An 18,054-nucleotide genomic window follows, 5' to 3' on the forward strand; every position below is an offset into this window, starting at 1 on the left:
GTGAGCTTAGCTTTTGAGCGTTTAGAGCGCACGGCGGCGCGGCTTTTCGATTATCCATCTACCTAGCGGCCGTAAAGCGTGAGGTTTGCGTCTGTTTACACTCCGGTGAAGCAGCGGACCATTCTGGATAGATATGGGGCGACTACACCATGCCGGGGGCTGCGGACTAAAGCCGCGCCATATCAGGCAGAAAACCGACGTTACAGGGTTTCGAATTGATAGCCTTGCCGGGCACATTCGGCCAGGTAGCGGGGCAGCACGGCGCGCAGGTTCTGGTGGGCCTTACGGCTGTCGTGAAACACGACGATGGAGCCAGAGCGCGTGTGGGCCAGCGCGGCGCGCAAACAGATTTCGGCGTTGAAGGAAGCGTCGTAATCGTAGGTGAGCACGTCCCACATGATGAGGCGGTGGCTGGGGTGCAGGGCCTGGGCCTGGGCGCGGGTGAGGCGGCCGTAGGGCGGGCGCAGCAGCGGCCGGGCTTCCGGCGCCAACAGCAGCGCATCAAGCACCTGCTGGCACCGCTCTACTTCGCGCAGATATTCCGGCAACGCCGTACCCCAGCCGCTGACGTGGTGGTAGGTATGATTGGCCAGCCGGTGGCCTTCGGCCAGCACTTGCCGCGCCACTTCCGGGTGCCGCTCCAGGTTGTCGCCGACGCAGAAAAAGGTGGCTTTGGCCTGGTGCGCGGCTAGCTGCTCCAGCACGAAAGGCGTTTCCTCCGGAATGGGCCCATCGTCGAAGGTCAGATAAAGCATCTTCTCCCCTCCCACAACCGGACCGCGCCATTCTGTGTGCGGCAGCCAGCGCTGCATGATTTCCGGCAAACGGTGAAGACGCATGGTTTTTAATGAAGAATGAAGAATGAAGAATGAAGAATGAAGAATGAAGAATGAAGAATGAAGAATGGCTACGCGACCTGCGACCAGCTGGGTTGCGCGCATTTGGCCTTTTTAATTCCTAATTCTTCATTCCTCATTCTTAATTGAAAGAATAGCTTGCCAGAGCACTTCGGCGCTGGTGTCCCAGGAGAAGCGCTGTACGTTGCGGAGCCCTTTTTCGATGAGCTGCGTGCGCAGCTCGGGCTCTTGCTGTAGCTGGACCAGCGCATCGGCAATGGCGCTGGGCTTGAAGGGGTCGGCGAGCAAGGCCGCGCCGCCGGCCACTTCGGGCATGGAGCTGCGTTCTGAGGTCAGGACCGGCGAGGCGCAGGCCTGGGCTTCGATGATGGGAATGCCGAAACCTTCCAAAAAGGGCACGTAGACGGTAGCAAGCGCTGCGGCGTAGAGCTGCACCAGTTCTTCTTCGGAGACGCGGCCGGTGAGGTGCACGTCGCGGCGGTGCGCCATTTGCTGGTACACGTCGAACATGGGACCAGCTTTCCAGGCGGTGCGGCCTACGATGAGCAGCTTGGTCGGCGCACCCGTACGCTGCTTGAATTCATCGAAAGCACGGAGCAGGTTTGCCAGATTCTTACGCGGATGCAGCGCCCCAACGAACAGGAAGTATGCTTTGCCCGCCGCGTACCGCTCCCGCGTGAGCTGCTGCACCTCGGCGGGCAGCGGCCGGAAATACTCATCGGCGGCGTTGTAGGCGATGCTGATTTTGGTGGCTGGCACGCCGTAGGTTTGCACCACATCCTGCTTGGTAGCCTCCGAAACCGTAACGAGCCGCTGCGAGGCGCGGGCGAAGCGGGGCGCGAAAAACTGGTAGTATTTGTATTCGAGCACGCTCATGTGCTCCGGGAAATGCTCGAAGGCCAAGTCGTGAAACACCGTAACGCGCGGCACGCTAGTGGCCAGCGTGGTGTAACCGTCGGGACTGAGGAACACGACCGGCCGGTGCCGCCGCAGCCACCACGCCACGGCGCCTTCAAACCAGGCCACCCACAGAAATGGATGCCGCGCCGGCGGCTGCAACACGTGCGGCACCACGTTCGACCCGAACAGATAGCGCGCATCAAAAGGCCGGTCGAAGAGAAAGTGAAACGTGTGCGCCGGGTGCGCTGCTACCAGGCGCTTCAGCGTTTCGTAGGTGAAACGCCCAATGCCTTCGAGCTGGTTGCCGGGCAGTAAAAAGCGGACGTTAACGGCAATGTCCAATGCGTGGATGGGTGAATGAGCGAGAGTGAATATGGGCCCGAGCAGAGCACCGCGAAACACCGCAAGAAACAGCATCAGCCTTTACGGGCTTGCAATAACGCGCGCAGCTCCGAAATCCGCACGATGCGCATCAGCAACAGGATGCCCCCAAAAGCCATCCCCGCCAGCGCCAATTCCGGCAGCCAATGCAGGCTCAGCCAGCTTTGCAGGACATACCAGACGGCACATAATAGCCCGAAGGCCAAGCCTAACCGGCCTATCCAGCCCCAGGGTACGGGCACGCCCGTCCGGCGCTGCACCAGCCACAAATACCCCACCGACACAAATACCGCGCACACCAGCGTATTAATGGCGCCGGCCACGGCTCCCAGCTTCGGGAGCAGTAGCAGGTTCAGGCTCACATTCAGCACTATGCTCGCGCCTACGAGCCAGCTTACCGGCCGCTCGTGGTTGGTGCTGGTGAGCAGCGTACTATAAATGGCGAAGAAGGCATGTACCAGGACGCTGACAAACAAGATTTTCAGACACAGTGCCATGCGGCCCACTTCCAATGGCGTACTGTGCTTGAACTGCCAGAAGAGAGTTTCGCCCCGAAACAGCACAAAGCCGCAAATCAGCAGCATGGGCACCGTCACGACGCGCTGCCCGAACCAGAGCAGGTCGCGCTGCTCGTCGGGGCGGGCGGTGGCGTGAGCGAACTTGGCGAAAAACAGCGGCAGCACCGTCCAGAGGTACATCATCATAGTATCGAGCCAGCGGTAGGAAGCCGCGTAGTAGCTGGCCTCCTGCGCCGATACCAGCCGCTCCAACATCAGCATATCGATACGCTCGTTGAGGCCGTACACCAGCGTAATAAAGGCCAGCGGCAGACTATCGCGCAGTAGCGGGCGGGCCTGCTCCCAGCGTAGTCGGAACTGCACCCGCCCGTAGAGCCGCGTCACCAAAGCATATAGTATGACGAATGTGAAGCCCACTGCTACGGTGCGGGCTCCCACATAACTGTTGAGCGTAATGCCGATGGGCACAAGCAGCAACACCAAGCCCAGCAACAGAAATTTCTCTAATACTGATAGAATGGCGTCGGTATTGAAGCGTTGGTGGGCCTGCAATACGCCCCGCAGAAACAGCGTGTATTGCGCTAGCAGCAGCCCCGCCCCGGTCAGAGCCAACAGCGTGAGAATGTGGCCGCGGTAGCCCAGCAGCCAGCCGATGCCCACCGTTAGCCCAAGAAACAGGGCCGACAGCCAACCTTTCAGGGGCAGCAACGTGGGAAAGTATTCAGTCAGGAACTCAGGAGCGGCGGCTACACGCTTGGTGGTGAGCTGGGTAGTGCCCAAATCTGAAACCTGCGCCACGATGGTAGCCAGCGTGAACAGAGCCGTGAACGTCCCAAACGCGGCGTGCCCTAGTCGGTCCTGCACCAGGTTCTCCACTACCACCCAGCCCGGTTTCACCAGCAGGTTGAGCAGCACTACGAAGCTGATATTTCCGAAGAAGCGTTTGATACGGGCGGGTTTAAAGCAAACAATGCGTTTGGGGAGCTGCGAGTCGCTACAACCGCTTTGTTGAGGAGTCGCAAGCAAGGCATTGCCAATAATCCGCAAAGATGGCAGACCCGGCGGCATAATACCAATTCCGGCCAAGCGGGCAGCGGCGGCACTACAATGTAGTGTCTGTATTGTTTGGAGTCGCAGTAGTCAATTATGCCCCGATTAAAGTAGCTTTGCTGCGCTGTAGCGTAGCCAGTTGGCTGGTGACGCTACAATTTGGTTGTCTTTTCCATCCTGTATGTCATCCCGCTCTTATTCATTGCTGGGCCTGTGGCCGGTTATCAATCGTTGGAAGTATTTGGTGTTGGGGGCCGTGGTGCTGGCGCTGATAGTGAGCGCAGTGGTGGCGCTGATGCTGCCGAACATCTACAAATCGACTTCGGTTTTCTATCCCACCAACCCGCAAACCACCGACCCCGACCGTATCGTGACGGAGGGCGGCAAACTGGAACTAGGTGGCCGCAACGAAGATCTGGACCGGGTTATCACCATCGGCCAGTCGCAGCCGGTGGCGGAGGCTATTATTCGTAAGTTCAATCTGCACCAGCACTACCAAACCGGCAAACCCGGCGATGATGCCGCCGATCAAGCGGCGTTGGATGAGTTTTCCGGCAACCTCGACATCGTACACAACGACCGGGACGCCATTGAGCTGACTTTCACGGACAAGGACAAGGTGCTGGCGGCCCGCATTGCCAACGCGCTGGTGCAAAGCATCGACTCGGTGAACCAGCAGCTGACTTTCGCCAACCGGGGTAAAGTACTCGACCTGTACGCGCAGCGGCGTAAGTTTCTGGAGCGCGAGTATCGCCTCGTATACGACAGCCTACTGGCTGGCCGCCGCCGCTACGGCGTTTACGGCCTGGCGCTGGAGTCGCGCTATTTAGCCAAGGAAATCATTGAAACGGAGAGTGCGCTGCGCCGGGCCGAAGGCGAAGGCAACAGCGGCAAGGCGGCTGGCCTGCGCCGCGCCCTGCGCGCCCTTACCAAAGCTGATGGCGGCAACATCTTCAATCTGGAAAGCTACGCCGCCGGCAACGACCAGATGAACACGCTTTACGCCCGCTTCAACGACGTGCAGACCCGGCTCATCAAGGCCCGTGGCGACTACGAAACCGCCCAACTAGCTATCAAAGGCAAGATTTCCAGCATCTACATCGTGCAGGAAGCCTACCCTGCTACCCGCAAAGCCAAGCCCGTGCGCTGGTTTATCGTGATGTCGTCGGTGCTGGTTACGTTCGCGCTATCGGTCATTTTCATTACCCTGCTCGAACTCTACCGCGGCAATCTTTCCATTAAAAATTAAGAATTGGGGGCTTAGTCCTACGGTTGAAGACTCTTTTTTGGATGGACTTCAACTTGCCGATTATTCCTCTTGCTTCGCTGTACGCTGTAATTCCCCATTCTTAATCACTAATTACTCATTCCCCTTTGAACCCTCTCGCTCGTCTGCGTCCTCAAAACAACGACCAACGCCTGTTTGTGGCGTTTGTGGGGTTGTTGTTGGTGAGCGGAGCCGCCGCGGCGCTGCTGGAAGCACGGCTGTGGCTGGCCTTGCCGGTGGCGGTGTTGGGCACGGTGGTGTTGCTCGTAGATTGGCGTTGGGTGTATTACGTGCTGCTGGGCACGCTGGCTCTTTCCGTGGAGACGCACCTACCCGGTGGCTTGAGCATGGACGTGCCTTCGGAGCCGCTGATGCTGGTGCTGCTGGTTTGCTTTGGGGTGAATGTGCTGCTGGGGCGCAGTGAAGTGCCGCCTCGCCTGTGGCGCCACCCGCTGGTGATATTCATGGGACTGGCGCTGCTGTGGTCCGTGATATCGACGGTATTTTCGGTGAACACGCTGAAGTCCGTGAAGTACCTACTGGCCAAGACCTGGTACATAGCGCCTTTCGTGTTTGTAACGCTGGCGCTGGTGCGCACTCCGCGCGACGTATGGCGGCTGGCGGCTTTTTTCGCGGCGGGCGTGTGCATCACAGTGCTTTACACTATGGCGCGCCACGCGGGCAAAGGCTTCGGCTTCGATTCCATCAACTGGGCTATTCAGCCGTTCTACCACAACCACGTACTGTACGCGGCCACCGCGGCGCTGCTTGTACCCTACGCCTTCTACGCCGCCCGCGACGCCGCTTTCCGCCGGGGCCGTTGGTTGTGGTACGCGGTGCTGGCTATAAGTGTGAGCGGCGTTTTGCTGTCTTACACCCGCGCTTCCATGTTGTCGTTGGTGGTGGCGGTACTGTACTTCGGTGTTGTGCGCCTGCGCCTCACGCGGCTGGTGCTCATTGCGAGTAGTGTAGGCGTGATAGGCGCCACCCTCTACTTTGTGCGCGAAAATACCTACATGCTGTACGCGCCGGAGTTCGAAAAAACCATCTTCAACGGCGGCAACTTCGAGAAGCACTTGGAAGCTACGTACAAGTTGCAGGATGTGTCGGGGATGGAGCGGGTGTATCGTTGGGTGGCGGCCGCGCACATGATTGCCGAGAAACCGTTGGTCGGCAGCGGCCCCTCGACCTTCTACCCCGAATACAAGCGCTACACGGTGAAGAGCTTCCGCACCTACGTGAGCGACAACCCGGAAAAATCAACTACGCACAACTACTTTCTGCTGCAACTTGCCGAGCAAGGCGTGCCTGGCTTTCTGCTGTTCGTGGCGCTGATATTCACGGCGCTGCTGCTCGTGGAGCGCCTCTACCATCGGGCCCAGAATCCTCAACAGCGCAACGTTGTGATGGCGGCAGGCCTTTCCTTGGTCATCACTATTTTTCACCTACTGCTCAATGAGTTGATTGAGGTGGACAAAATTGGCTCCTTCTATTACATTTCGCTGGCCGTGCTGATGCGGGTTCAGCTGTGGCAACAAGACGGCGAGGACGTTTCTATTCTAGAACCAACCCTGCCGCAACTACCCTCGCGGGCCGCCAAAATTTAGGCAGGAGTGGCTTTGGTTGGATTCTGGCCCGGCCGACTGCCCATTGCAGTTTATGTTTAGGATGTACCTTCGCTGATCGGAGGAGCGTCTGCCTTCAAGTAATACCACTCTTTGCGCCTAACATGACGGTTAACGAATTTTTTGAGCTGTTTCTGGACGAATTACGCGGCAACCAGCACCTGACCAGCTACTATAAGTTCTTGGAGAATCCGGCGAGCTTTGAGTTTCGCAAATCCTACGTCACGCAACGTCTGCACTACATTCTGGACCATTTGCCCAACCCAAACGCGGCTATCTGGGACTGCGGCTGCGGCTACGGCACCACCGCTATTTTCCTGGCCCTGAATGGTTACAAAGTCCACGGTACCACCCTGGAATTCTACTTCCAGTACATTCCCGAACGGCTGAAATACTGGTCGCAGTTCGGCGATGTATCGGGCTTCACCTACAGCTACGAGAACCTGTTCGACTCGCCCCCGCCGCCGGCTTCCTACGACCACGTCATCATCCAGGACACGCTGCACCACCTCGAACCGCTACAGGACGCCTTGCGCATCTTCCACGAAACGCTCCGCCCGGCCGGCAACCTGATCATCGTGGAGGAAAACGGTGGCAACGTGGTGCAGAACCTCAAGCTCTACCTGCGCCGCGGCAACAAGCGTATCATCGAAATCTACGACGAGCAGCTGAAAAAGAACATCCTGCTCGGCAACGAGAATATCCGCAACTTGGCTACCTGGCGCACGGAACTCGCCAAGCAGGGCCTGCACATTTACCCAAACGACGTGCAGTACATCCGCCTGTTTCCGCCCTTCATGTTCAAAAAGGACAACGCCCAGCAGATCATGGCGCGCGAAAGCCGTCTGTGGCGCAGTAACTCCCTGCTCAAGGAAAACCTCTTCTTCGGCCTCAATTTCGTGGCTGGAAAGAAGTAGCAGTAAGAAGAACGATGCCAAGCCAAGAAGGCCCAGCAACACGAAATTCGTTTCGCGTCACCGGGCCTACTTGCACCTGTATAGATATAGCGTGAGCTGCTGCATAGCCCAGGGCTTCAGCCCTGGGAACCCAAACCGCGCCGCCACCCCAGGGCCGCCACCCCAGGGCTAAAGCCCTGGGCTACGGAATGGAAGCTGTTAGCTTAGAGCGAGTTTGGGGTTGCAGCACGAGGTGTAGCGCGAAGCTCCGGCTTCGCGTATCGTTGCTGACATGGAACGACTGGAACCGCACTGCCACAACGCGAGTCGTTCAACGATGCGCGAAGCCGGAGCTTCGCGCTACTGCCAGCGCCAACCAGTACCCCAACCCACACCTCTCCCCTGTCACGTGTTACCTGTCACCTCCTCACCTCAAACCGCCTATTTAAACCGGCAGCTGAGGATGGTTACGTCGTCGGCGAACTGGCTGCCGGTGGCGTTGAAGACCTTGATGGCGTTGAGCAGTTCTTCGTGCAGATGCTTGAGCGGTAGGTAACGGTTGCGTTCCAGCACGCGCAGAATGCCTTCTTCACCGAATTCATCCTGTAGCGCGTCGAAGACTTCGGTGAGGCCATCGGTGTAGGTGAGCAGCAGCGCCCGGCCCGGAATATGCACCTCGCCTACTTCCAGCAGAGGTAACTCGTCCATCACGCCGAGCATGATGCTGCCTTCTTTGAGACGCAGCACGGAGCCGCCATCAAGCACGAGCAGCGGGTCGTTATGGCCGGCATTCACGTATTGGAGCTGGCGGGTGGCGCGGTCGTAGAGGCCGAAAAAGACGGTGATGAACTTCTCGCCGCCGGAATTGCGGAAAATTAGGTTGTTGAGTTCCTGCGCGGTGGTGGCTAGGTCTACGTGCTGGCGCAGCAGCGTGCGCAGCCCCGCCTGAAAGTTCGACATCAGCAGCGATGCCGCCACTCCCTTCCCCGATACATCGGCCACGCAAAACAGAAAGCGGTTGTCGTCGATGGCAACCACGTCGTAATAGTCGCCGCCCACGGCGGTGTGGGGCACGTAGGAAGCAGCCAGCGCCACGTGGGCGTCGTTAGGGAGCTGGCGCGGAAACAGCATGGCCTGCACGTCTCGCGCAATCTCGATTTCCTTGCTGATGGCCGCCGCCGCCACGCGCTGCCGGGCCAGCCGACGGTTGTCGATGGCGCCGAACAGGATGTTGCTTAGCGTCTCCAGAAACTTGGTGGCTTCGCCGCTGGCGTAGTCGTCGTGCACGTCGCCGATGAACACGTAGGCTACCACTTCATCGTTGCGAACGACGGGAATAATGGTTTCGAGCAATTCCCACTCCTTGCCCAGGGATAGCCCGGCTACGGTGCCGGGGTGCCCCGTGCAGTTGTGCAGCACCGTTTCGGGCAGCGGAATGCGGCGAAAATCGGGCATGTCGGGACCAAACGACACTACGCATTCCCACTCTCCTTCCTCTTTCACGTAGAGCACCAGCCGCCGAATGTTGAGCTGGCCCAGCAGCGTGAACTGGAAGATTTTATACAACGCTCCTTCGCTGTGATCGAGGTTGATGGCTTGCGTGATTTCAAGCAGCGCCCCCAACTCCCGATCCTTCAGGAAAAGTCGTTTTTCGGAAGATATCGTCGCGTTGGACATAGGGTATATTGTTTAATTGCTACATGGTCAAATGGTTTAATGGTTGATTGTTCTGGTGGCGCTAGAACGACCAACCATTTAACCATTAAATAATTAAGTCATTTAACCATGCAGCCATTCAACCATTTAAAGGAGTTTTGGGGTCGTAGGCGTCGCGCAGGCCATTGCCCAAAAGGTTGAAGCTAAGCACCAGCAGGCTGATAGCCAAGCCGGGCAGTAACGTAAGCCACAGACCGGCCTGGGTGCCGAGCAGTTGAAATCCTTCGTTTACCATGAGTCCCCAGGATGGCGCCGGGGGCTGCACGCCCAAGCCAAGAAAGCTTAGGCCCGCTTCGAGCAAAATGGCCGCCGCAAAATTACTCGTAGCTATTACAATCAAGGGCCCCGTCATGTTGGGCAGCAGGTGACGTATGATGAGCTGATGCTGCGGTATTCCCAACACGCGGCCCGCTTCCACGAAGGTTTTTTCGCGCAAACTCAGCATTTGCCCGCGAACCACCCGGGCCACGTCCACCCACATGGTAAGCCCCACGGCCACGAAAGAAGTCCAAACGCCTTTGCTGTCGAGGGCCAGGGAGATGGCAATGACGAGCATGATGCCTGGAATGCTCCACACCACGGTCATCACCCCCAGCAGGAAACTGTCGACCCAGCCACCTACGTAGCCGGCCACCGCCCCAATGGCCATGCCCAGCGTCACGGAAATCAGCACGGCCACCAGCCCAATGCCCAGGCTCACGCGCGTGCCCAGCAACAGCCGGCTCAGCTCGTCGCGCCCAGATTTGTCGGTGCCCAGCCAGTAGGTTCTGGTTAGGATATGTTCCTGTGCTACTACTTGGCGCAGCTCCTCCGCGGAACCGGCGCGACCAGCCAGCTCAGCGAGGGAATAGCGGCGGGGCGCATCGGCGAGGGCCGAATGGTTGCGGTAGGGCGCAATGAACACGGAGTCACCCTGGAAGCGGTAGCTGTCGATGGGCACTTCCTGGTAGCGCGGCGCGCGGCCGGAGAGCCAGGTTCGGAAGATATTGTCAGCCGCCGCACGGGCCGAATCGGGCATGGGCAGGCGCAGGATGGTGGCTCGGAAACCAGGCGGCTCCTTCTGTAACTGCACGAGGCTGTTATTGGCATTGGGCGAGTTATCGGGCAGCACCCAGTAGCCGAGCACTCCAATGAGCGCGCACAGCACAATGAAGCCGAGGCCCACCATGGCGGGCCGGTTGCGGAGCAGGCGCTGGCGCACGTAGTAGCCGGGCGGCCGGGCTACGGGCGCGGTGGCAACGGCATAAATGGCGGAGCCGGCCACAGCTAGCGGGTGTTGTGGCGCAGCAGGCCTTCTTTGGAAGCCAGAAAGAAGCAATCCTGGTTGAGCGCGCCAAAGGAGCTTTCTTCGTAGACTAGCTCGGTGTCGGGGTCGGGCCAATAGCTGCGGATGAGGCCCTGTTCCAGCAGGCTGCGCAGGTGCTGGGCGAGAATGGCGGCGGGCAGGCCAGTTTTCAGGCTCAGGTCGCGGAAAGAAGTGACGAAATACAGCTCGTCAAGGATATCAAATTCAGAGTCGGTCACGAAGTAGGAAGGCTGGGGGAAAGCAAATGTAGCGAGCGAGCCGGTTTTTGGCACCTGCTTCTTCACGGACGCCCCGCTATCTGCATAGCCACCGTACTAACACGGCCCCGGCCTTCCTCGCTTTGGATGTAAGTCAGGATCTGGCGAATTTCTTCGTCGCTGAGCTGGAAACTAGGCATCTGCTGCTTCTGATACTGATTATAGATTTTCACGGCGTACTCGTCGCCGCTGGCTACCACCTTGCTGGAGTTTTTCACCCACGGAATCAACCAGGCAACTGAGCGGCGCTTGGTAATACCAGCCAGGGCCGGGCCTACCACCACATCGTTGACAGCGTGGCACTGCGCGCAATTGCCTTTGAAAAGCGCGTCGCCGGCGGCTACGGCGGCCCCGTCCAAGTCAGGTCGCGAAGCAGGCGCTGAGCTGGACGTTGTGTCGGAAGCGGCAATCGGCTTATTGCCTTTTGACAAGTCAGCTTCCAATGTGGAAGCGGGTTCGGTGAGCAAGCCGGTCATGCTCAGCACGAACACGCCAATTGTTACTACCAGCAGCGCCAGGGCCGCCGGAAACACCATTTCCAGCCAGTTTCGGTTCATTGGATGTGAAATTGAGGACCAAGAATATAGCGTGGGCTTCAGCTGGTTGCTCCTCTTTGTCGCGGTGCGTGGCGCGGCGCGCAAGAGCTACGGGCCGAGGCCCGCGCTACTGTACTTGAAGTACGGGGCTGGCCGCTACAATCCCAAGCCAGAAGACGATTTTATAGCACTGAGTATTGAGTAATGAGTACCGAGTAGTGAGACATTGTTCAATCCAGTCATTTTCAATGATTTCTCCCACGTCTTACTACTCAGTACTCATGTCTCACTACTCAGTACTCACTACTCAGTACTCACTACTAATATCTTGGTACTCACTTGATGGGTCGGCCCTTCCAAACGTAGCCGCCGCGCAGCCCAGCTAAGCCCACTGCTAAAGCATACGGCGCGTAGACGAGTTGCAGCACCGGCACCCACCACAGCCAGCGTTTCCGACCAAAAAAGCGCAGCACCGGCATCAGAAACCACACATCAGCCCCTAGTTTGAGCAACCAGGCCGCGGTTACCCACGGCGCCAGCTGCGGCTGCCACGGCAGCGCCAGCAAGCCGGCTGCCAGCGCCACGTTGGCCAGCAGTACCAGCACCGCCAGACGTTGGGAAGCTGGGTGCCGATAATGTCGCCATTTGCTGGCCCAGCGCACGCGCTGGCGTAACAGGGCCGCTAGCGTGTCCGGCCCGGCCGTGCGCACAATGGCGGCGGGGTGTTTCAGGAACTGGATGCTACCCGGAAAAGCCGCGTGGAGCTTATGGAGCAGAAATTCATCGTCGCCGCTGGCTAGGTGCTCGTTTCCTGCGAAGCCCGCCACGGCCGCGAAGGCGTCGCGGCGGTAGGCTAAGTTGGCGCCGTTGCACATGGTAGGAGTGCCCGCGCCGATGCTCGCGCCACCGGTGCCCACTAAGCCCGCAAACTCTAGTCCTGAGAGATTATGCAGCGCCGTATCCGGCCCGGTTAACAGCACGGGTCCGCTCACGAAACGCACTTCGGGGCCGGTGGTCCGCAACAGCGTATCGTAGCAGCGGAGCCAGTCAGGAGGTAGGCGACAGTCGGCATCGGTGCAGACCACCCACGGGGCGCGGGCCTGCCACAATGCTACTTGCAGGGCGGCTTTTTTGCCCTGGCCCGCTGCTGGCTCATTGGCTAAGCTTACGACCCGCAAGCGGAAAGGGCTCCTAGTAGTGGCCGCTGACAGCAACGCGGCCGTCGCGTCGGTGGAATGGTCGTCGGCGATGATGACCTCGAAATCCTGGGCGGGCAGTGTCTGTTGGGCTAGATCATGGAGCAGTTGCGGCAGATTTTCCGCTTCGTTGCGGGCCGCTATCAGTACGGAGAAGCGCGGCGTGGTTTCGTTGGCTGGGACGGATGTAACCGAGACTGATTGCGGGAGTGTGGGTATTGGAAGTTGGTCCCAGGCTCGCCGGAACACCACCATGTGGGCGGCATAAATGGCCGGAGCCGTCAGCAGCAATAGGCCCACTACGCTGCTCATACGGCGGGAAGTTGAGGGCTGGCAGCATCCGTCGGGCGGGTCTTCTTTTTCCGCAGCACTTTCAACCGCAGCACAAATACCAACCCGGCCGCGCTAGGCAGCGCAATATTGATAATCCAGAGGCTGAGGCTGGCGCTGAGCACCGGCAGCGCGGGTTCGCCCAACAGCCCAAACAGGTGGGTGGCCGACAACTCGCGCACTCCCACATCAGCCAGCGCATTGAGCGAAGGCACCAACGATTTCAGCAGAAAGGTGCCCGCCACGGCCGCTGCCCCTGGCCCAAATGGCGCTTGGGCACCATAAGCGTAGAGCAGCAGCCCAAACTGCGCGCAAAACACCACGTACCGCAGCCCCGACAGTGCCAGCACCGCATGAATGGCACGCGCCGAATACGTGGGCATAACGGCCAAGAACCGTCGAAACCGCCGCAGCGGCCCAATAACATTCAGTACGGCCAGTAGCAGTCGGGATTGGTAGAGCGGCAGCAGCACGGCGGCATTTACTAGCAGCGCCGCCGCAACAACACCCAGCCCGCTGGCCGGGTAGCCGCGCAGATAAAAGGTCAGCAGAAAGTAGAGCAAGCCCACCGTACCCGCCAGCACCGTGACAACGAGTTGCCCGTAGCGGCCCAGAAACACGGCCCCTAAGGCATCGAGGCGGCGGCTTTTCAGTTCGATGATGCGGCCAGCGTAGTCGCCGACGCGGTTGGGCGTTACGAAACCGAGCGTGAGGCCCACCAGCACCGCGCGAAAACTACGCCGGAACGATACGGGCTCCAAGTGACGGGCCAGTCGCCACCATTTCCAGGCTTCCACGCCCCAGTTTACGGGCACCAGCGCCACGGCCAGCAGTATCGGTCTGCGCCCCGCTCCCGTAAACGTAGCGGCCAGTAGCTGGCGCCACGCCGCGGCCGTGGCTACATCGGCAAACACAGAATGGTAGAGCAAGCCCAGCGTGAGCACCGTAATGAGCAGCTTGCCCGCCAGCACCAATCCCCGGCTCCGGCGAGCAGTATGTTCCGGCTTTTGGGCGTAGTTTTGTAGATGGTGGGGCAAGAGGGTAGCGCGCATTCGGTTGGGTGCAGCAAGTTACCGACGGATACTCAACGAGCACCTCTCCACTGGCTACTCCTTATTCGCTACCACAGTATGATCCTGCCCCTCGCCCCCACCGACCTGCTGCCCAAAGTCATTATGGGCGTGGACCCCGGCACCCAAATTATGGGCTACGCCGTGATTGAGGTGCGCGGACAGCAAGTCACGGTGCTCCGCTACGACGTCATCGACATGAAGAAGCTGGGCACCAACCACGCGCTCAAGCTCAAGCGGATATTCGAGCGGATGCAAGAACTGATAGACGAATTTCTGCCCGATGAGTTGGCCATTGAAGCGCCGTTTTTTGGGGTGAACGTGCAGAGTATGCTCAAGCTAGGCCGGGCGCAGGGCGTGGCTATTGCGGCTTGCCTGGCCCGCCAGATTCCGTACGTGGAATACGCGCCGACCAAGGTCAAGCAGTCCGTAACGGGCTCCGGCAACGCCACCAAGGAACAGGTGGCTCACATGCTGCGCCAAATCCTGACGCTGCCGCCCATAGCGGAAGCCTCTAAGTTTCTGGACGCTACCGATGCCCTGGCCGTGGCGCTGTGCCATCATTACCAGAAAGGCAACAACGTGAAAGCCGGCGGCAAAAGCTGGGGCAAGTTCCTGGCCGACAACCCCGGCAAGCTGGCGGCCCCAGTGGCGGGAAAAAAGAAAGCGGCAGCCAAGTAATTAGTACTTAGTGCGTGGTGCTTAGTTGAACCGCCTGGCTACATTAGCATACAGGCAGTCGTCTGCTTCTGCGCCCTCTGCGCTAACTTCTGCGCCTTCTGCGGGCTAAAAATTAGCCGGTCCATGTAGAGGTTTTGCATTAGCCAGTACTCAAACCCTAAAGTCCATTGCAGCCGTGAAACGCCAGCCTATTCGCTCCACTTCCCTGAAAGCCGTTGGCTACGACGCGGCCACACAAACGCTGGAAGTGGAGTATCGTCACGGCAGTCTGATTCGCTACACGGGCGTGAGTGAAGAGGTGTATAAGGCATTGTTGCAAGTGCCTGGCAAAGCCTTGTTTATAGAGCAAGTGCTGGAGCGCAACGGCTACGGGCGCGAGCAAATACGCTAGCCGTTGCTGGTTCTACTTCGGCAAGTTGTAGGCTATAGTTTTTCGACTACACATCGATTTGGCCCTTCAGATACGTCACGGCGAAGCCGCTGATGCGCACTCGTTCCCCAAGCAGTTCGCACCACAGCTCCCCGCCACGGGCTGACACCTGACGAGCTTTCAACTGAGTTTTACCTAGTCGCTCGGCCCAGTAGGGAATGAGCGTAGTGTGCGCGGAGCCAGTAACCGGGTCTTCAGGAACACCCACGCGGGGCCCGAAAAAGCGCGATACGAAGTCCGTTTCATCGTCGGCGGCCGGAGCCGTGACGATGACGGCGCGGTAGGCTACCTGGGCTAGGTGAGTTTGGTCGGGTTGAATGGCGCGCACTTCGGCTTCGGTGTTGAACACGGCCACCAGATCGGGGCCGGCCAGAATGTGGAGCGGGGTGGCGCGCAGGCCGTCGAGCAGGCCATCAGGATGGGTGGCAAGCGGCTGGGGTGGGCGGCTGGGAAAGTCCAGCGTCAGGCGGCCGTCAGTTTCGCGCAGCACGCGCAACGGGCCGCTTTGCGAATGGAAGATTACTTCTTCGCCGCTAAAGCCTAGGTGCTGATAGAGTACGTGGGCGGAGGCAAGCGTGGCGTGGCCGCACAGCTCCACTTCCACAGCGGGCGTAAACCAGCGAATTTCATACTCGCTGCCACTTCTCAGGACGAAAAAGGCGGTTTCGGCCAGGTTGTTTTCGGCGGCAATGGCCTGCATGGTTTCGGCGGGCAGCCACTCGGTTAGTGGGCACACCGCAGCCGGATTGCCAGCAAACGGTCGGGCCGAAAAAGCGTCAATTTGGTAGATGGGCAGCGTCATGGAAGTAGCGGAGGCTGTAGGTGGGAGGTAGTAAGTAGTAGGGAGTTGTCAGTTGATAGTAGGACAGAATTACGCAGTGAAGCAACCCCTTACGGTTCTACTACCAACTGACAACCATCAACTGACAACTATCTATTTCAACGGGGCAAGTTCTGCGCTAAGCAGCGAGCAGAAAACTATCTGGCTGAAATAAAACGCGGACGCACGCTTTAAGCTGAAGCTTTAAATATTTTTTCAGGCCACGCAATCCGCCGCGGGTGCTCTTGGTCATGGGGGCAGAAGGCAGTTATTTACATCCTGTTTCTTTTCTACTCCGCCGCTTCCGCGCATGCCGCAGTCCATCGAAGACCTTTTGGCCGACTGCCGGCGTGGGCAACCCGCCGCTCAACGGGAGTTGTACCAGCGGCTGGCGTATCGGCTGATGGGCGTGTGTTTGCGCTACTGTTCTAGCCGGGCCGAAGCGGAGGATGCCTTGCAAACTGTCTTCGTCAAAATATTCACTCGCCTGGACCAATACCGCGGGCAGGGCCCTTTCGAAGCCTGGGCCCGCCGCATTGCCGTGACGACTGCCTTGAATGCCTATCATCAGCACCGCCAACGCGCCCCGCAGGTGGAATACGACGAGGCTACTGAGGTACCTCATCCCGACGGCACACCTCTCGGCCAGCTTACCCTACGTGAGGTAACAGAAGATGAATCGGTAGCCGAAATTCGACGGCTCTAACAACCAAACATATTCTGTGATTTATGTATGCTAACAAAACGAGCAAGGTCATGATGACCTTGCTCGTTTTGTTAAAGCAGTTCCTGCACCTGCCCTCCTATCACTACTTGGCGCACTGGGTTTTCGCCGAGCCAATACGGGATTTCCTCGTAGTCACGCACGTCGAGCACGAGGAGGTCGGCGCGCTTGCCGGGTTCCAGGCTGCCTATTTCTGCTTGCAGGTTGAGGGCCCAGGCCGCGTTGAGCGTGACGGCAGCTAGGGCTTCTTTGGGGGTGAGGCCCATCTTCAGACAAGCCACCGACAACGCCAGCCACAGGTTCTTGCTAGGGCACGAGCCAGGGTTGAAGTCGGTGCTGACGGCTACCGGCACGCCGGCTTCGATGAGCTGACGGCCGGGCGCGTACACTTCCTGCCGCAAAAACAACGGCACCAATGGCAGCAGTACCACCACCGTGCGGCCATTGGCGCCTATATGGGTCGCGTCGGTGGGGCTCAGATGGTCGCAGTGGTCTACGCTGATGGCGCCTAGCGTTGCCGCCATCGCCGCGCCGCCTAAGTCGTGGAGCTGCTCGGCATGGATTTTCAGCTGGAAGCCCAGCTCCTGGGCCCGCGTGAGGTAGTGGCGCGAGTCTTCGACACTGAATGCGCCTTGCTCGCAGAAAATATCCACGAACGGCACGTCGGCGGGGTTGAATTGCGGCAGCACATCGGTAGCCAGCATGGCGAGATAGTCGGCGGGGCGGCCTTGGTATTCGGGGCCAGGCACGTGGGCGCCTAGGAAAGTAGGCACTACCCGCACCGGCTGGCGGCGGCCGGCTTCTCGCGCCACTCGCACCAGGAGCAGTTCCGTCTCAGCGTTCAGGCCGTAGCCGCTTTTGGCTTCTACCGTCGTGATGCCGTAGCGCCGGAAGCCGGCGAGGTGGTGCAAGGCAGCCGTTAGCAGCTCTACTTCGGAGGCGGCGCGCGTGGCGCGTACCGTACTCAGAATGCCACCACCCGAAGCCAATATATCAAGGTAAGATTCGCCCTGAAGCTTGCGCTGAAACTCGTGGGCCCGGTTGCCACCGAATACCAGATGGGTGTGGCATTCCACCAAACCTGGCATCACCACGCGGCCTGCGGCATCGAGCACGCGCGTGGCTGGAGTTATCTGGCTGGCATCCAGCTCGGCCATTGGCCCTAGCGCCACAATTTGATTGTTTTCACACGCTACGTAGGCATCTTGCAGAACCTGCCACTCGTGCAGGGCAGAGCCGGTGAGCGGCCGGTTGGTGAACCCACCAGTAAGCGTGAGGAGTTGACCACAGTTACGGATAAGGAGCGTATAAGACATGGCACAGAAAGTAGCAGAAACGCGAAAAAGCTGGCGCAACAAAGATGCATAGAAGCCTTTAAGACACTTGAGTACAGTTGAGAAATCAATTTCCAGCAACCGGAAAACACTACCGACAGGGCCCTTAAATAGCTGATAATAGGCGTCATCCTAATACTTTTGCACCAGCTACATAGAG

The 18,054-nt window shown here is 59.1% G+C and carries 17 protein-coding genes; 6 read left to right on the plus strand and 11 right to left on the minus strand.

Annotation, left to right across the window (positions count from 1 at the left end; translation table 11 throughout):
- Positions 1–200 precede the first annotated feature (200 nt).
- The 3 genes from ACYSMN_RS19915 to ACYSMN_RS19925 all read right to left on the minus strand — a co-directional run bounded on the left by ACYSMN_RS19915 (position 201) and on the right by ACYSMN_RS19925 (position 3,682).
- Positions 201–839 (minus strand): polysaccharide deacetylase family protein, encoded by a 639-nt coding sequence (locus ACYSMN_RS19915; protein WP_488925665.1) that lies wholly within the window; start codon positions 837–839, stop codon positions 201–203.
- Positions 840–965: 126 nt separating this feature from the next.
- Entirely contained in the window at positions 966–2,099 is a 1,134-nt protein-coding gene (locus ACYSMN_RS19920) for a glycosyltransferase family 4 protein (protein WP_488925666.1), read from the minus strand.
- Positions 2,100–2,173: 74 nt separating this feature from the next.
- Complete coding sequence (locus ACYSMN_RS19925; RefSeq protein ID WP_488925667.1) at positions 2,174–3,682, minus strand: oligosaccharide flippase family protein; 1,509 nt, start codon at positions 3,680–3,682, stop codon at positions 2,174–2,176.
- A 205-nt stretch (positions 3,683–3,887) separates the two neighbouring features.
- On the opposite strand from ACYSMN_RS19925, the gene ACYSMN_RS19930 reads away from it, so the two are divergent.
- The 3 genes from ACYSMN_RS19930 (at position 3,888) to ACYSMN_RS19940 (ending at position 7,515) form a co-directional block, all read left to right on the plus strand.
- Positions 3,888–4,955: a GumC domain-containing protein gene (locus tag ACYSMN_RS19930; RefSeq protein ID WP_488925668.1), complete on the plus strand. Its 1,068-nt coding sequence runs from the start codon at positions 3,888–3,890 to the stop codon at positions 4,953–4,955.
- Positions 4,956–5,080: 125 nt separating this feature from the next.
- The gene (locus ACYSMN_RS19935; protein ID WP_488925669.1) at positions 5,081–6,580 is read left to right on the plus strand and encodes an O-antigen ligase family protein; all 1,500 of its coding nucleotides are present in this window, start codon (positions 5,081–5,083) and stop codon (positions 6,578–6,580) included.
- A gap of 122 nt (positions 6,581–6,702) precedes the next feature.
- Positions 6,703–7,515: a class I SAM-dependent methyltransferase gene (locus ACYSMN_RS19940; protein WP_488925670.1), complete on the plus strand. Its 813-nt coding sequence runs from the start codon at positions 6,703–6,705 to the stop codon at positions 7,513–7,515.
- A gap of 420 nt (positions 7,516–7,935) precedes the next feature.
- On the opposite strand, the gene ACYSMN_RS19945 is transcribed toward ACYSMN_RS19940, so the two are convergent.
- From ACYSMN_RS19945 to ACYSMN_RS19970, 6 genes are all read right to left on the minus strand, one after another.
- Positions 7,936–9,171 carry a PP2C family protein-serine/threonine phosphatase gene (locus ACYSMN_RS19945; RefSeq protein ID WP_488925671.1) on the minus strand — a complete coding sequence of 412 codons (1,236 nt, stop codon included), beginning with the start codon at positions 9,169–9,171 and terminating at the stop codon, positions 7,936–7,938.
- Between the two features lie 118 nt (positions 9,172–9,289).
- Positions 9,290–10,474, minus strand: a complete 1,185-nt coding sequence (locus ACYSMN_RS19950; protein ID WP_488925672.1) for an ABC transporter permease — start codon at positions 10,472–10,474, stop codon at positions 9,290–9,292.
- A gap of 2 nt (positions 10,475–10,476) precedes the next feature.
- A complete protein-coding gene (locus ACYSMN_RS19955; protein WP_488925673.1) occupies positions 10,477–10,734 on the minus strand; it encodes a hypothetical protein in 258 nt (85 codons plus the stop codon).
- A gap of 62 nt (positions 10,735–10,796) precedes the next feature.
- Complete coding sequence (locus ACYSMN_RS19960; protein ID WP_488925674.1) at positions 10,797–11,330, minus strand: c-type cytochrome; 534 nt, start codon at positions 11,328–11,330, stop codon at positions 10,797–10,799.
- Positions 11,331–11,644: 314 nt separating this feature from the next.
- On the minus strand, positions 11,645–12,817 hold the full coding sequence (locus tag ACYSMN_RS19965) for a glycosyltransferase (protein WP_488925675.1): 1,173 nt from the start codon (positions 12,815–12,817) through the stop codon (positions 11,645–11,647).
- Positions 12,814–13,887, minus strand: a complete 1,074-nt coding sequence (locus ACYSMN_RS19970; protein ID WP_488925676.1) for a lysylphosphatidylglycerol synthase transmembrane domain-containing protein — start codon at positions 13,885–13,887, stop codon at positions 12,814–12,816. The genes ACYSMN_RS19965 and ACYSMN_RS19970 overlap by 4 nt, the downstream gene beginning before the upstream one ends.
- 78 nt (positions 13,888–13,965) lie before the next feature.
- Here ACYSMN_RS19970 and ruvC point away from each other — a divergent pair, with 78 nt between their 5' ends.
- Together ruvC and ACYSMN_RS19980 are read left to right on the plus strand one after the other, a co-directional pair.
- Positions 13,966–14,586: a crossover junction endodeoxyribonuclease RuvC gene (gene ruvC, locus ACYSMN_RS19975; protein ID WP_488925677.1), complete on the plus strand. Its 621-nt coding sequence runs from the start codon at positions 13,966–13,968 to the stop codon at positions 14,584–14,586.
- 175 nt (positions 14,587–14,761) lie between these two features.
- Entirely contained in the window at positions 14,762–14,977 is a 216-nt protein-coding gene (locus tag ACYSMN_RS19980; protein ID WP_488925678.1) for a KTSC domain-containing protein, read from the plus strand.
- 46 nt (positions 14,978–15,023) lie between these two features.
- On the opposite strand, the gene ACYSMN_RS19985 is transcribed toward ACYSMN_RS19980, so the two are convergent.
- Positions 15,024–15,818 (minus strand): PhzF family phenazine biosynthesis protein, encoded by a 795-nt coding sequence (locus tag ACYSMN_RS19985; RefSeq protein ID WP_488925679.1) that lies wholly within the window; start codon positions 15,816–15,818, stop codon positions 15,024–15,026.
- 328 nt (positions 15,819–16,146) lie between these two features.
- On the opposite strand from ACYSMN_RS19985, the gene ACYSMN_RS19990 reads away from it, so the two are divergent.
- A complete protein-coding gene (locus tag ACYSMN_RS19990) occupies positions 16,147–16,542 on the plus strand; it encodes an RNA polymerase sigma factor (protein WP_488925680.1) in 396 nt (131 codons plus the stop codon).
- A gap of 71 nt (positions 16,543–16,613) precedes the next feature.
- On the opposite strand, the gene hutI is transcribed toward ACYSMN_RS19990, so the two are convergent.
- On the minus strand, positions 16,614–17,876 hold the full coding sequence (gene hutI, locus ACYSMN_RS19995; RefSeq protein ID WP_488925681.1) for an imidazolonepropionase: 1,263 nt from the start codon (positions 17,874–17,876) through the stop codon (positions 16,614–16,616).
- Positions 17,877–18,054 lie beyond the last annotated feature (178 nt).

It is taken from the genome of Hymenobacter sp. M1-2 (genome assembly GCF_057808495.1).

Coding starts and splice junctions, on each gene's coding strand:
- ACYSMN_RS19915 (WP_488925665.1), bottom strand. CDS start 839: ATGCGTCTTCACCGTTTGCCGGAAATCATGCAGCGCTGGCTGCCGCAC.
- ACYSMN_RS19930 (WP_488925668.1), top strand. CDS start 3,888: ATGTCATCCCGCTCTTATTCATTGCTGGGCCTGTGGCCGGTTATCAAT.
- ACYSMN_RS19940 (WP_488925670.1), top strand. CDS start 6,703: ATGACGGTTAACGAATTTTTTGAGCTGTTTCTGGACGAATTACGCGGC.
- ACYSMN_RS19945 (WP_488925671.1), bottom strand. CDS start 9,171: ATGTCCAACGCGACGATATCTTCCGAAAAACGACTTTTCCTGAAGGAT.
- ACYSMN_RS19960 (WP_488925674.1), bottom strand. CDS start 11,330: ATGAACCGAAACTGGCTGGAAATGGTGTTTCCGGCGGCCCTGGCGCTG.
- ACYSMN_RS19965 (WP_488925675.1), bottom strand. CDS start 12,817: ATGAGCAGCGTAGTGGGCCTATTGCTGCTGACGGCTCCGGCCATTTAT.
- ACYSMN_RS19970 (WP_488925676.1), bottom strand. CDS start 13,887: ATGCGCGCTACCCTCTTGCCCCACCATCTACAAAACTACGCCCAAAAG.
- ruvC (WP_488925677.1), top strand. CDS start 13,966: ATGATCCTGCCCCTCGCCCCCACCGACCTGCTGCCCAAAGTCATTATG.
- ACYSMN_RS19985 (WP_488925679.1), bottom strand. CDS start 15,818: ATGACGCTGCCCATCTACCAAATTGACGCTTTTTCGGCCCGACCGTTT.
- ACYSMN_RS19990 (WP_488925680.1), top strand. CDS start 16,147: ATGCCGCAGTCCATCGAAGACCTTTTGGCCGACTGCCGGCGTGGGCAA.
- hutI (WP_488925681.1), bottom strand. CDS start 17,876: ATGTCTTATACGCTCCTTATCCGTAACTGTGGTCAACTCCTCACGCTT.